20 protein-coding genes and 2 pseudogenes are annotated in these 12295 nt (G+C 65.2%); 4 read left to right on the top strand and 18 right to left on the bottom strand.

The window, feature by feature from the left end; translation table 11 throughout:
• Positions 1 to 36: 36 nt before the first annotated feature.
• The 3 genes from WAQ08_RS01200 to soxR form a co-directional block, all read right to left on the bottom strand.
• Positions 37 to 792: an SDR family oxidoreductase gene (locus WAQ08_RS01200; protein ID WP_422188817.1), complete on the bottom strand. Its 756-nt coding sequence runs from the start codon at positions 790 to 792 to the stop codon at positions 37 to 39.
• Between the two features lie 109 nt (positions 793 to 901).
• Entirely contained in the window at positions 902 to 1801 is a 900-nt protein-coding gene (locus tag WAQ08_RS01205) for a plasmid replication/partition related protein (protein ID WP_422188818.1), read from the bottom strand.
• An 83-nt stretch (positions 1802 to 1884) separates the two neighbouring features.
• A complete protein-coding gene (gene soxR, locus WAQ08_RS01210) occupies positions 1885 to 2391 on the bottom strand; it encodes a redox-sensitive transcriptional activator SoxR (RefSeq protein WP_422188819.1) in 507 nt (168 codons plus the stop codon).
• Between the two features lie 95 nt (positions 2392 to 2486).
• On the opposite strand from soxR, the gene WAQ08_RS01215 reads away from it, so the two are divergent.
• Both WAQ08_RS01215 and trhA read left to right on the top strand, forming a co-directional pair.
• Positions 2487 to 2861, top strand: a complete 375-nt coding sequence (locus tag WAQ08_RS01215) for an antibiotic biosynthesis monooxygenase (RefSeq protein ID WP_422188820.1) — start codon at positions 2487 to 2489, stop codon at positions 2859 to 2861.
• Between the two features lie 68 nt (positions 2862 to 2929).
• On the top strand, positions 2930 to 3544 hold the full coding sequence (gene trhA / locus WAQ08_RS01220; RefSeq protein WP_422188821.1) for a PAQR family membrane homeostasis protein TrhA: 615 nt from the start codon (positions 2930 to 2932) through the stop codon (positions 3542 to 3544).
• Positions 3545 to 3551: 7 nt separating this feature from the next.
• Here the strand turns inward: trhA and WAQ08_RS01225 are convergent, their stop codons facing one another.
• The gene (locus WAQ08_RS01225; protein WP_422188822.1) at positions 3552 to 3872 is read right to left on the bottom strand and encodes a hypothetical protein; all 321 of its coding nucleotides are present in this window, start codon (positions 3870 to 3872) and stop codon (positions 3552 to 3554) included.
• Between the two features lie 452 nt (positions 3873 to 4324).
• Between WAQ08_RS01225 and infA the strand changes: the two genes are divergently transcribed.
• Positions 4325 to 4585, top strand: a complete 261-nt coding sequence (gene infA / locus WAQ08_RS01230) for a translation initiation factor IF-1 (protein ID WP_422188823.1) — start codon at positions 4325 to 4327, stop codon at positions 4583 to 4585.
• On the opposite strand, the pseudogene WAQ08_RS01235 reads toward infA, so the two are convergent.
• Positions 4586 to 5125: pseudogene (locus WAQ08_RS01235) on the bottom strand (M20/M25/M40 family metallo-hydrolase); the annotation flags it as partial.
• 139 nt (positions 5126 to 5264) lie between these two features.
• Here WAQ08_RS01235 and WAQ08_RS01240 point away from each other — a divergent pair.
• Complete coding sequence (locus WAQ08_RS01240; RefSeq protein ID WP_422188824.1) at positions 5265 to 5780, top strand: DUF962 domain-containing protein; 516 nt, start codon at positions 5265 to 5267, stop codon at positions 5778 to 5780.
• Between the two features lie 120 nt (positions 5781 to 5900).
• Here the strand turns inward: WAQ08_RS01240 and WAQ08_RS01245 are convergent, their stop codons facing one another.
• From WAQ08_RS01245 to tuf, 13 genes and pseudogenes are all read right to left on the bottom strand, one after another.
• On the bottom strand, positions 5901 to 6413 hold the full coding sequence (locus WAQ08_RS01245; RefSeq protein ID WP_422188825.1) for a peroxiredoxin: 513 nt from the start codon (positions 6411 to 6413) through the stop codon (positions 5901 to 5903).
• A gap of 183 nt (positions 6414 to 6596) precedes the next feature.
• Positions 6597 to 6878 (bottom strand): 30S ribosomal protein S17, encoded by a 282-nt coding sequence (gene rpsQ, locus WAQ08_RS01250; RefSeq protein ID WP_422188826.1) that lies wholly within the window; start codon positions 6876 to 6878, stop codon positions 6597 to 6599.
• Complete coding sequence (rpmC, locus tag WAQ08_RS01255) at positions 6875 to 7081, bottom strand: 50S ribosomal protein L29 (protein WP_422188827.1); 207 nt, start codon at positions 7079 to 7081, stop codon at positions 6875 to 6877. Before rpmC ends, rpsQ begins: the two co-directional genes overlap by 4 nt.
• 21 nt (positions 7082 to 7102) lie before the next feature.
• Complete coding sequence (gene rplP / locus WAQ08_RS01260; RefSeq protein WP_422188828.1) at positions 7103 to 7519, bottom strand: 50S ribosomal protein L16; 417 nt, start codon at positions 7517 to 7519, stop codon at positions 7103 to 7105.
• Positions 7520 to 7521: 2 nt separating this feature from the next.
• Positions 7522 to 8394, bottom strand: a complete 873-nt coding sequence (gene rpsC, locus WAQ08_RS01265; RefSeq protein ID WP_422188829.1) for a 30S ribosomal protein S3 — start codon at positions 8392 to 8394, stop codon at positions 7522 to 7524.
• Positions 8395 to 8407: 13 nt separating this feature from the next.
• Positions 8408 to 8737, bottom strand: coding sequence for a 50S ribosomal protein L22 (rplV, locus tag WAQ08_RS01270; RefSeq protein ID WP_125242599.1), 330 nt, complete (start codon positions 8735 to 8737; stop codon positions 8408 to 8410).
• 12 nt (positions 8738 to 8749) lie between these two features.
• Entirely contained in the window at positions 8750 to 9025 is a 276-nt protein-coding gene (rpsS, locus tag WAQ08_RS01275; protein ID WP_125242598.1) for a 30S ribosomal protein S19, read from the bottom strand.
• A gap of 13 nt (positions 9026 to 9038) precedes the next feature.
• Positions 9039 to 9863, bottom strand: a complete 825-nt coding sequence (gene rplB, locus WAQ08_RS01280; protein WP_422188830.1) for a 50S ribosomal protein L2 — start codon at positions 9861 to 9863, stop codon at positions 9039 to 9041.
• A gap of 2 nt (positions 9864 to 9865) precedes the next feature.
• Positions 9866 to 10180 carry a 50S ribosomal protein L23 gene (gene rplW / locus WAQ08_RS01285; protein ID WP_422188831.1) on the bottom strand — a complete coding sequence of 105 codons (315 nt, stop codon included), beginning with the start codon at positions 10178 to 10180 and terminating at the stop codon, positions 9866 to 9868.
• Positions 10177 to 10800, bottom strand: a complete 624-nt coding sequence (gene rplD / locus WAQ08_RS01290; protein WP_422188832.1) for a 50S ribosomal protein L4 — start codon at positions 10798 to 10800, stop codon at positions 10177 to 10179. Before rplD ends, rplW begins: the two co-directional genes overlap by 4 nt.
• Positions 10800 to 11474, bottom strand: a complete 675-nt coding sequence (gene rplC, locus WAQ08_RS01295) for a 50S ribosomal protein L3 (RefSeq protein ID WP_422188833.1) — start codon at positions 11472 to 11474, stop codon at positions 10800 to 10802. The genes rplD and rplC overlap by 1 nt, the downstream gene beginning before the upstream one ends.
• Before the next feature lie 286 nt (positions 11475 to 11760).
• The gene (gene rpsJ / locus WAQ08_RS01300) at positions 11761 to 12075 is read right to left on the bottom strand and encodes a 30S ribosomal protein S10 (protein ID WP_125242591.1); all 315 of its coding nucleotides are present in this window, start codon (positions 12073 to 12075) and stop codon (positions 11761 to 11763) included.
• Positions 12076 to 12145: 70 nt separating this feature from the next.
• Positions 12146 to 12295 (bottom strand): annotated as a pseudogene (gene tuf / locus WAQ08_RS01305) (elongation factor Tu); the annotation flags it as partial.

The raw sequence follows: 12295 nt of genomic DNA on the forward strand, positions 1-12295 counted from the left end.
CTGCGCAGTGCATGGAACGGCGCAGCAGGCGACGAATCAGGCGCCGTACAGCTCGCGCAGGTCGGTCACGGCCTCATCGCCGAAATCAGGCGACAGCAGGTGGTCCACCAGCTTGCGGGCCACCTGGGCGGGTGGCTCCAGTTGCCCGTCGCGCTTGAGGGCTTCGAAACGCTCACGCAGCGGGAAATCGCCCTCGGGCGTGGCGCGGATCGCGGCCTGCATGTCGGTGTCGATCACGCCGGGCGCCACGCTGGCAATGCGCAGGCCGGGCACCGCGTCGAGCTGGCTGGCCCGCGCGTGCATGTCCAGCGCGGCCTTGGTAGCGCAGTACAGGCTCCAGCCGGCATAGGGCTTGCGGCCCGCGCCGCTGGAGACATGCAGTACCCGCCGCTCGACGGCATCACCCGTGGCGGCCACCAGGGCATTGGCCAGCAGCAAAGGCGCGGTCACGTTCAGGGCAAGGGCACGGGCCAGCGCGGCGGCATCCAGTCCACCCAGCGCGCCGATGGGCTGCACCACACCTGCGTTGTTGAGCAGCAGCACCTGGCGCGCTCCTTGGAGGAGCTGCGCCAAAACGCCGCTTTGCAGCCAGGCCTGCAACGGTGCCGTGTCGGCCAGGTCCAGCAGGGTTTGCTGCAGCAGGCCGGGGTGGCGGCTGGCCAGCGTGTCGTTCGCGGCGCGCGACAGGCCCAGCACGGCGATGCCCCGGCCCAGCAGGTCGGCCGCGACGGCCTCGCCCAGGCCCCGGCTGTGTCCGGTGACGATGGCTTTGGTGGTGGCTGGCGTGCTCATCTGGTGCAGGAGGCGGCTGTGGCGATGCGGCCCATTCTGCGCTGCCGCCTGGCGTCGCAACGCCACGCCATCCATCGACACCTCGACTTCGGCGGGGCAATGTCTGCCGTCAGGCTTGGCCGAGCTGGGCCCGCAGGTCCGCCACCTGCTGGCGCAGGGCCTCGTTCTCGGCCGTGAGGTCGGCCACGCGCAGGCGCAGGCTGGCCAGTTCGTCGTTCACCGCCACATCGGCTTCGGAGACCTCGGCAGGCACCTCGTCCTTGGGCTTGCGCTTGGCCTCGCGCACGCGCTTGGCTGCCTGCTTGAGCTCATCCGCACCGGCGGTGGCCGCGGCCACCTGTTCCTCGGCCGGCAGGCTGGCCACGGCGGCGGCGGCATTGATCGAGATCGCGCCCGAACGCACGGCAGCCACCACCTCGGGCGCGGCCTGCTTCTGGATCTTCTCGATCATCACGACCTGGCTGCTGCTCAGGCGCGCAGCGCGGGCGATGGCCTCGCGGCTGTTGAGCGACGGGGCGGGCGGCGCCTCGGCGGCCGACGCCGGCATCTGCGCTGCGTGAGCGGTCTGATCGGCAGCGCCGTCAGCCGCGTCCCAGGGCGCAGCCCCGCCGGCAGCCGGATCAAGCTGAGACACTGCGGCCGAAGGTGCCGCCGGCACCGCCTGCTCATCCGGCACCTGCGCACGGCGCTCGGCCAGGATCTCCTTCTTGCGCAGCGCCAGCACGCCCCGCTGGAAATCGGACACGCTGCGCCGCCCCAGGTGCTGGTCGATCATCCACAGGTGCACGTCTTCCATCGACTTGAAGCGCGTGTTCTGCACCGTCTGGAAGGGCAGGCCATGCTTGCTGCAGATGCCGTAGCGGTTGTGCCCGTCCACCAGCACATCGCCCCACAGCACCAAGGCATCGCGGCAGCCCTCGGCCAGGATGCTGCGCTCCAGCGCGTCGTGCTCGTCGGGGGTCAGGGGGTCGATGTAGGCTTTGAGTTCTTCGTTGATGACGATGTTCATGGCACGGACAGCAGGCTGGTCTGGCAAGGGAAGGCGGGGCGCATTCTAAAAGGCGCCCACGCCCGCCCCTGCCTTCGTGCCGATCAACCCTCGTCGCGCGGCCCCACCCACAACCGGTGCGGGCCAGCGCCTTGCTCGCCCAGGCGGTCCAGGGGGTTTCGCAGGCGGCACCGGTCGATCGACAGGCAGCCACAGCCAATGCAGTCGTCCAGCGTGTCGCGCAGACGCTTGAGCTGGGCCATGCGCTCGTCCAGCTCGGCACGCCAGGTGCTGGACAGGCGCTCCCAATCGGCCCGCGTGGGCGCCGCCGTGGCCGGCAGGGTGGACAGCGCCGCCTGGATGTCCGCCAGCGAGATGCCCACGCGCTGCGCCACGCGGATGAAGCTCACGCGCCGCAGCACATCGCGCGCATAGCGGCGCTGGTTGCCGCCGGTGCGGTGGCTGTGGATCAGCCCGCGCGACTCATAAAAGTGCAGCGTAGACACCGGCACGCCGCTGCGGCGCGCCACCTCGCCCACCGACAGCTGCGCCGGAAAGCCCAGGTCTTCCAGCGTGATGCCCTCATCGGGCGTGCAGGTCGTGCGCTTCATGGCTTCTCCAACAAATACTTGACCTCAACTTTACTTGAGGTTTCAGACTCGCGTCCGGCACATGGCATCCCATGGCCCGCACCGAGAAACACCCCATGAACCGAGACCTTTTCATGACCGCGCCGGACAACCTGGCCGACGCCGTCCAGGCCCCGTTCCAGCCCGCCGTGCTGCGCGTAGACAAGTTCACCGTGCCACCGCAGGCGCTGCGCCCTTTCCTGAACCGCATGAAGCGCACGCAACGCACCCTGCGCACGCTGGACGGCTGCCTGCGCGCCATGCTGCTCACGCAGACCGGCGGGGCCAGCGGCTTCAACGTGGTCGCGCTGGTGGAGTGGGCGGATACGGCGTCGCTCGATGCGGCCCAGGCCTTCATGCGCCGGCGCTTCGAGGAGATCGGCTTCGATCCCGCCGCCTTCGCGCAGGGCCTGGGCGTACAGGCTGATCTGGGCTTCTACCGCCCTACCTGAACGGCAGCCAAGGACCTACCCCATCCGGGGGGATGGACGGCACAGGCCCCTGGGCGGAAGATCCCCGCATGTACCCCGGAGAACGCTTCAACAGCATCACCCACCTGGCCGGCGCCCTGCTGGCAGTGGTGGGCTCGGCCGCGCTGGTGGCGCAGGCCATCCCCACCGGCGATACCTGGAAGATCGTCGGCGTGAGCGTGTTCGGCCTGAGCATGGTGCTGCTGTACGCGGCCTCCACCCTGTACCACAGCCTGCGCGGGCCGGCCAAGCAGATCTGGGCCAAGGTGGACCACTGCGCCATCTACCTGCTGATCGCCGGCACCTACACGCCCTTCTCGCTGATCGCGCTGGAAGGCACCTGGCGCTGGGCCATGCTGGCCGCCATCTGGGCACTGGCGCTGCTGGGCATCGCCAAAGAACTGTGGCTGGGGCGCGAGCGCATCCCTTCTGTGCCGCTGTACCTGACCATGGGCTGGCTGGGCATCACCGCCGTGGTGCCGCTGGCGCGGCGCCTGTCCGAGCAAGGGCTGATGTGGCTGCTGCTGGGCGGCGCGCTCTACACCGTGGGCGTGCTGTTCTACGCCATGGACGGCCGCTGGCGCCATTCACATGGCGTGTGGCACCTGTTCGTGCTGGGCGGCACCACCAGCCACTACGTGACGGTAATGCGCTTCCTGGTGTGAAACAGCCTCAGACCGGCCGCGCCGGCACCCCATGGGCACCGAACCAGTGCACCCGGGAGCCATCACACGAGAGCGCGTACACCGGCTGGATCAATTGATGGTGCAGCAACTCATCGACCATGTCCGCCATGGCCTGCAGGGAGAAATCCTCCTCCAGCAGCGCCAGCAGATCGGCCAGCGGCGTGTAGCCCGTCATCATCAGCAGCAGGCGCTGGGCCTCGCCGCTCAGGCCGTTGTCCTTCTTGAGTGCCACCAGGCGCCCTCGGTCGGTGCGCTCGAACACCGTGTCAGACAAGGGCATGTCGTCAGGGGCGTGCATCGTGTCCATGGGCACCTCACAGGGTTGCTCGCAGCCGGTCAGGCCGCGAAGGGACAGACAAGGCCGGCTCGTGGCCGACGCGGACGATTTCACTGTAATCAAGATCGATGCCAGCCTGTGTAAGCGCCTGCAAGCCCCAGCGCACCACGTGCCCATGGGTTGACGCGCCTGAAAAAGGGGTTTTCGTGCACCTTGGCGGCACAGGGTAGGCACAGCCTGCTAAAATGAAAGTGGTGCCTATTGCGGCCACCCCGCGTAGTCGGGTGGTCAGCCCCCGGGCGGCACGGCCTCGCAGCCCAGGCTGCAGCGGGTTCTCCGTCTGGGTCGCGTCCGATTTGCGGCCTACCGGCACCCGCCCAGCGTTGGCTTTCCCGCCCATGCCCAGCGCCCTGGCCCGCTGCCGGGGCGTTCGTCATGGGGGTACGGCCGGTGCCCCGCCCAAACACACTGAAGGAAACCGAATGGCCAAGGAAGAACTGATCGAGATGTCCGGTGTCGTCGAAGAGGTTTTGCCCGATTCGCGCTACCTGGTCCAGCTCGACAACGGCCACAAGCTGATTGCCTACAGCGCCGGCAAGATGCGCAAGAACCACATCCGCATCCTGGCGGGTGACAACGTGTCGCTCGAACTGTCGCCCTACGACCTGACCAAGGGCCGGATCACGTTCCGCCATCTGGCACCGTCGGCCCGTGGCCCGGGACCGGCTCCCCGCCGCCGCTGATCAGCCTGTCCGGGCTCGGGGCATGTGCCCTGCGCCCACGCTGTCGAACCGCCCCACGCAGGCCTGCGCCAGCATCGCGTGCAGCAGCACGTTGCAGCCGGCCTCCAGGTGCTCGGCCTTGGCATCCTCGATCTCGTTGTGGCTGATGCCGTCCTTGCACGGCACGAAAATCATGCCGGCCGGCGCCAGGCGCGCCACGTAGACCGCATCGTGCCCCGCCCCCGACACGGTGGGCATGTTCGAGTAGCCCAGGGCCTCGGTGGCCTTGCGCACCGCCGCCACGCAGCCGGCCTCGAAAGGCACGGCCGGGTAGTGCGACACCTCCTGCACCTCCACGCTCAGGCCTGATTGCGCCGCCACCTGCGCGCAATAGGCGCGGATCTCCGCGTCCATCTGGTCCAGCAGCTCGTTGCTGACGTTGCGCAGGTCCATCGAGAACTTCACGCGCCCCGGGATCACGTTGCGGCTGTTGGGGTGCACTTGCACCATGCCGACGGTGCCGCGCCCGTGTGGCTGGTGGCGCATGGCCACGGCCACCACCCTGCCACTCAACAGCCTCGCGTCAGCTTGATCCAGCGCAGCCACCAAGCGTCGGCTGTCCGACACATGCGGGCCCGGCGCTGCTCTACAGTGCGGACGCAGCACCGCAAGGCGCGCCGATCACGCAGGAGCAGGCCCCATGAAGACCTTGACCGAGCAACTGGCCCAGTACGCCAGCTACCACCGCGACCGCCGCAACATCCTGACGCACTTCGTGGGCATCCCCATGATCGTGCTGTCGGTCAGCACCTTGCTGGCGCGCCCCGTGCTGGGGCAGTTGGCCCTGGGCGGGTTCACGCTGGCCGTGACGCCTGCGCTGCTGGTGGCGGTGCTGGCTGCGGTGTTCTACCTGCGGCTGGATGTGCGCTACGGTCTGGTCATGGCGCTGTGGCTGGCCGCCTCCAACCACACGGGCCAATGGCTGTCCACGCAAGGCACCGCGCTGTGGCTGGGCGCCGGCGCGGGCCTGTTCATCATCGGCTGGGCCATCCAGCTCCTGGGGCATGCCTGGGAAGGGCGCAAACCCGCTTTCGTCGATGATCTGGTCGGCCTGGCGGTCGGCCCGCTGTTCGTCGTGGCCGAGGCCGGCTTTCTGCTGGGGCTGCGGCGGGAATTGTTCAGCGCGGTGCAGGCCAGTGCGGGCAAGGTGCACTGAGCACTGAGCACTGACACGTGGCGGCACCACGGCAAAAGCAAAAGGGGCCCTCAGGGCCCCTTTTCACGCGCAGACCAGCGCATCACACGCCAGCCTCCAGGTCGGTACAAGACCGATCGATCAGCCCTGCGCCTTGGCCTGCGCCAGCAACGTCTCGGCATCGCTCACCTTGAAGGCGCCGCCTTCTTCCAGGTTCAGCGCCGTCACCACGCCATCCTTGGCCAGCAGCGAGTAACGGATCGAACGCAGGCCCAGCCCCTTGGCGCTCAGGTCCAGCGTCAGGCCCGTGGCCTTAGCGAAGTCCGCGCTGCCGTCGGCCATGAAGCGCACCTTGCCATCGGCGTTCAGCGAACGCGCCCAGGCACCCATCACGAAGGCATCATTCACCGACACGCACCAGATCTCGTCGACACCGGCGGCCTTGAAGGCCTCGGCCTGGGCGATGTAGCCCGGGGCATGGCTGGCCGAGCAGGTGGGCGTGAACGCGCCGGGCAGACCGAAGATGGCCACCGTCTTGCCGGCCGTGGCCTGGGCGATGTCGAAAGCGTTGGGGCCCAGGCTGCAGCCATTGCCCTCCACCTCGATGTATTCGAACAGGGTGCCGCCGGGCAGTTTGTCGCCTTGCTTGATCACGTGAAACTCCTTGGTGAAACAACAGGATGTGCGCCTGCCCCTGTGCGGGATGCAAGAAACAGGCACGCAAAGAAAAACCGGCTGCCAGTATCACTGACAGCCGGTTCGGCTTGCAGGGGCACTGCCCTAAAGCCATGCCCTGCGGTGCAGGATCAGCGCCTTGCAGCGCCGATCAGATCACGATCAGACCGCTTGAGCCTTCTCGACCAGACGGGTCACGACCCAGTTCTTGGTCTTGGACAGCGGACGGCTCTCGGTGATCTCGACCACGTCGCCGATGTGGAACTCGTTGTTCTCATCGTGAGCGTGATACTTGCGCGAGTGCGCAACGATCTTGCCGTAGAGCTCGTGCTTGGAACGGCGCTCGACCTGGACCGTGACGGTCTTGGAACGGGCGTCGGACACCACCTTGCCCACGAGGGTGCGGGTAACCTTGACCTTGGTCGCGGTTTGAGCTTCCGTCATTTGGCGGCTCCTTGCTTCTTCTTCTCGGTCAGGATCGTCTTGACGCGAGCGATGTCGCGGCGAGTCTTGCCCAGGACCGAGTGGTCGTTGAGCTGCTGGGTACCACGCTGCATGCGCAGGTTGAAGTGGGTCTTCAGCAGTTCCTTGATTTCAGTTTCCAGTGCGGCCACATCTTTGGCGCGCAGTTCAGAGGCTTTCGCCATATCTTTCTCCTTGCGCGTCAGTTAGATGCCGAACTCACGGCCCACGAAGGTCGTGGACAGCGGGAGCTTGGCAGCAGCCAGCTTGAAGGCCTCGCGAGCGAGTTCTTCAGGCACACCTTGGATTTCGTACAGCACCTTGCCGGGCGTGATTTCAGCCACGTAGTACTCCACGTTACCCTTACCGTTACCCATACGGACTTCGGCGGGCTTGTTGGAGATCGGCTTGTCCGGGAAGATGCGGATGAAGATCCGGCCACCACGCTTCACGTGACGCGAGATGGCACGACGGGCTGCTTCGATCTGGCGGGCCGTGATACGGCCACGCTCGGTGGCCTTCAGGCCGAAATCGCCGAAGGACACGTCGGCGCCACGGGTGGCGACACCCGTGTTGCGGCCTTTGTGCTCCTTGCGGAACTTGCGACGATTAGGTTGCAACATGTTTATTCTCCTTTGGCCTCGGCGGCAGGCGCGGCCTTGCGGACACGCTTGGCACCGGCACCGGCGTCAGCCGACACGGCAGGCTTGTCGCTGCCATCGGCCGGCGCGCCATCAGCACGCGGGGCACCACGACCAGCGCCAGGACCACGGGGGCCACGGCGGTCGTTCGGACGGTCGCTGCGGGGACCGCGGCGGTTGCGGCGGTCGTCTTCGCGGTCGTCACCCTTGAGCACAGGGGCTTCGCCATTGGCCAGGCGGTCGCCACGGTAGACCCACACCTTCACGCCGATGATGCCGTAGGTCGTCTTGGCTTCGGAGAAGCCATAGTCGATGTCGGCCTTCAGGGTGTGAAGGGGCACGCGGCCTTCGCGGTACCACTCGGTACGGGCGATTTCGATGCCGTTCAGGCGGCCACCGGACATGATCTTGATGCCCTGGGCGCCCAGGCGCATCGCGTTCTGCATCGCGCGCTTCATGGCGCGGCGGAACATGATGCGCTTTTCCAGCTGCTGCGTGATCGAGTCGGCGATCAGCTGGGCATCGACTTCAGGCTTGCGCACTTCTTCGATGTTGACCGACACCGGCACGTTCAGGCGCTTGGCCAGTTCGAGCTTCAGGTTCTCGATGTCCTCGCCCTTCTTGCCGATCACCACGCCCGGACGAGCCGAGAAAATGGTGATGCGGGCGCTCTTGGCGGGGCGCTCGATCAAGATGCGCGACACGGCCGCGTTCTTGAGCTTCTTCTTCAGGAATTCGCGGACTTCCAGGTCTTCAGCCAGCATCGAGGCGAAATTGCGGTTGGTGGCGTACCAACGCGATGCCCAGTTGCGGGTGACGGCCAGGCGGAAGCCGGTTGGGTGGATTTTCTGTCCCATAGTCAGCCTCTGCTTAGTTGCCCACGGTCACATAGATGTGGCAGGTCGGCTTGCTGATGCGGTTGCCACGGCCCTTTGCACGGGCGGTGAAACGCTTCAGCGTGGTGCCTTGCTCCACATAGATGGTCTTGACCTTCAGTTCGTCGATGTCGGCACCGTCGTTGTGCTCGGCGTTCGCGATCGCGGACTCCAGAGCCTTCTTGATGATGCCGGCAGCCTTCTTCTGAGTGAAGTTCAGGATGTTCAGGGCCTGATCGACCTTCTTGCCACGGATCAGGTCCGCCACCAGTCGACCCTTGTCGACCGACAGACGAACGCCGCGAACGATTGCTTTCGTTTCCATCGTCGCTGCTCCTTACTTCTTGGCTTTCTTGTCGCCAGGGTGACCCTTGAATGCACGGGTCAGGGCGAACTCGCCGAGCTTGTGGCCAACCATCTGGTCAGTCACGTACACGGGCACGTGCTGCTTGCCGTTGTGCACAGCGATCGTCAGACCGATGAACTCAGGCAGGATGGTGGAACGACGGGACCAGGTCTTGACCGGCTTTTTGTCCTTCGTGGCCACAGCCTTCTCGACCTTGGCCGAGAGGTGGTGGTCAATGAACGGACCCTTTTTAAGAGAACGAGCCATATCAGCCTACCTCTTACTTTTTACGACGCGACACAATGAAGGTCTGCGTGCGCTTGTTGTTGCGGGTGCGATAGCCCTTGGTCATCGTGTTCCAAGGCGACACGGGAACCTGACCTTCGCCAGTGCGGCCTTCGCCACCACCGTGCGGGTGATCCACCGGGTTCATGGCCACGCCGCGGACGGTCGGGCGGATGCCCTTCCAGCGGATGGCGCCGGCCTTGCCGTACTGACGCAGGCTATGCTCTTCGTTGCTCACTTCACCGAGGGTGGCGCGGCATTCGATGTGGATCTTGCGAACCTCACCGGAGCGCAGACGAACCTGGGCGTAGGTGCCTTCGCGGGCCATCAGGACGGCGGAGGTGCCGGCCGAGCGCGCGATCTGACCACCCTTGCCGGGCTTCATCTCGATGTTGTGGATCGTCGAGCCCACAGGGATGTTGCGGATGGGCAGCGTGTTGCCAGCCTTGATCGGCGCTTCCGAGCCACTCAGGATGGTCGAACCGACTTCCAGGCCACGGGGAGCGATGATGTAGCGACGCTCGCCATCGGCATAGCACACCAGAGCGATGTGAGCCGTACGGTTGGGGTCGTACTCGATGCGCTCCACCTTCGCGGGGATGCCATCCTTGTTGCGCACGAAATCGACCACGCGGTAGTGGTGCTTGTGACCACCGCCCTTGTGGCGCATCGTGATGCGGCCGTTGTTGTTGCGACCAGCGTTTTGCTTCTGGGGCTCGAGCAGCGAAGCTTCGGGAGCGCCCTTGTGCAGGTGCTTGTGCACTACCTTGACCACGCCACGGCGACCGGGCGAGGTGGGTTTGACTTTGACGACAGCCATGATTACGCGGCCTCCCCGGAGAAGTTCAGCTCCTGACCGTCCTTGAGGGCCACGTAGGCCTTCTTGGCGTGGTCGCGGCGACCGATACGGCCACCGAAGCGCTTGGTCTTGCCCTTCTGATTCAGGACTTGCACGGACTTCACTTCGACCTTGAACAGCAGCTCAACGGCGGCCTTGATCTCGGGCTTGGTGGCATCGCGCAGCACCTTGAAGAGCACCTCACCGCGTTCAGCGGCGGACGTGGCCTTTTCCGAAATGATCGGAGAGACCAGCACCTTCAGCAGGCGGCTTTCATCGAATTTGTTGAGGGTGCTCATGCGAACAACTCCTGCAGCTTGTCGATCGCACCCTTGGTCACGAGCACCTTCTTGTAGTGCACCAGCGACAGGGGATCGGCGTAACGGGGCTCGACAACCAGCACGTTGGGCAGGTTGCGCGCGGCCAGGAACAGGTTCTCGTCGATTTCCTCGGCGATCACCAGCACGTGGTCGAGTTGGAGGGCCTTCAGCTTGGCGGCCAGCAGCTTGGTCTTGGGGGCTTCCAGCACGATCGGATCGATCACTGCCAGACGGCCTTCGCGAGCCAATTGCGAGAAGATCGCAGCGACGCCAGCGCGGTACTGCTTCTTGTTGACCTTGTGCGTGAAGTTCTCGTCAGGGCTGTTCGGGAAAATCCGACCACCCCCACGCCACAGCGGCGAGGACGACATACCGGCACGAGCGCGGCCCGTACCCTTTTGACGCCACGGCTTCTTCGTGGAGTGCTTGACGGTTTCGCGGTCCTTCTGGGCGCGGGTGCCTTGACGGGCGTTGGCTTGATAAGCCACGACCACCTGGTGCACCAGGGCTTCGTTGTATTCGCGACCGAACACGTCGTCGGAGGCTTCGATCTTCGAAGCGACCTGACCTTGTTCGTTCAGGAGCTCAAGCTGTGCCATCACTGGGCTCCCTTCTTGATCTTGACCTTGACGGCCGGGCGCACGGTGACGAAGCCACCCTTCGAGCCAGGCACGGCACCACGGACCAGCAGCAGTTGACGGGCTTCGTCAACGCGCACGACGTCCAGGTTCTGGGTGGTGACGGTTTCGTCGCCCATGTGGCCAGTCATCTTCTTGCCGGGGAACACGCGACCAGGATCCTGCGCCATCGAGATGGAGCCAGGAACGTTGTGCGAACGCGAGTTACCGTGCGAGGCGCGCTGCGAACCGAAGTTGTGGCGCTTGATGGTGCCCGCATAGCCCTTACCGATCGAGGTGCCTTGCACGTCGATCTTCTGGCCGGCCTGGAACAGGGCTGCAGGCGCGATGGTGGCGCCAGCCTTGTACTCGGCAGCGACCTCGGGGGTCACGCGGAATTCCTTGCTGATTTCGCCGGCTTCGACGCCAGCCTTGGCCAGGTGACCAGCCTCGGGCTTGGTCACACGCGATGCCTTGCGAGCACCGAACACCAGCTGAACAGCGGTGTAGCCGTCGGTCTCAACGGTTTTGACCTGGGTCACGCGGTTGTTGGACACGTCGAGCACCGTCACAGGCACGGCGTCGCCGTCGTCTGTGTAGATGCGCATCATGCCCACCTTGCGGCCCAGCAATCCGAGACGATTGCTAAGACTCATGGTTCTTCTCCAGCCCCTGTGGGGCCTTTTACACAATCCCGACATCGATTGGCCGGGGTGATTGGGTCTTCCTGCAAGGCTGAAATATCATGAGCCAAGCGGCCATAGACTATCCACCCAATACGGGAAAGCCTGCGATCATAGCTGATCCACAGGTCAGGCGCAAGGGTTGCGCTTAAAAATGATGCAACCCCAGCCCAACAAAAAGGCCGCTCGAATGAGCGGCCTTTTCTTTGGCCTGTCACACTGGGCGGGTTGAATCGCTCGGTGCGCAGGCTGGGCTACATCACTGCAGCTTGATCTCGACGTCCACGCCAGCCGGCAGGTCGAGCTTCATCAGGGCGTCGACCGTCTTGTCGGTCGGGTCCACGATGTCCATCAGACGCTGGTGGGTGCGGATTTCGAACTGGTCGCGCGACGTCTTGTTGACGTGCGGCGAACGCAGGATGTCGAAACGCTGCAGACGCGTCGGCAGGGGCACCGGGCCCTTGACGATGGCGCCCGTGCGCTTGGCGGTTTCGACGATCTCGGCCGAGGACTGGTCGATCAGCTTGTAATCGAATGCCTTCAGGCGGATGCGGATCTTTTGATTGGCGGCCATGACGGCTCCTAAGCAAGAAAGAACAAGCCTGCGACCGGCCCGAAGGCTGATCGCAGGAACACGTCACAGATCAGTCGAGGATCTTGGCAACCACGCCGGCGCCGACGGTACGACCGCCTTCACGGATGGCGAAGCGCAGACCTTCTTCCATGGCGATCGGGGCGATCAGCTTGACGGTGATCGACACGTTGTCGCCAGGCATGACCATTTCCTTGTCGGC

Source organism: Aquabacterium sp. (genome assembly GCF_049274795.1).
In the GTDB taxonomy this organism is placed as follows: Bacteria; Pseudomonadota; Gammaproteobacteria; order Burkholderiales; family Burkholderiaceae_C; genus Aquabacterium.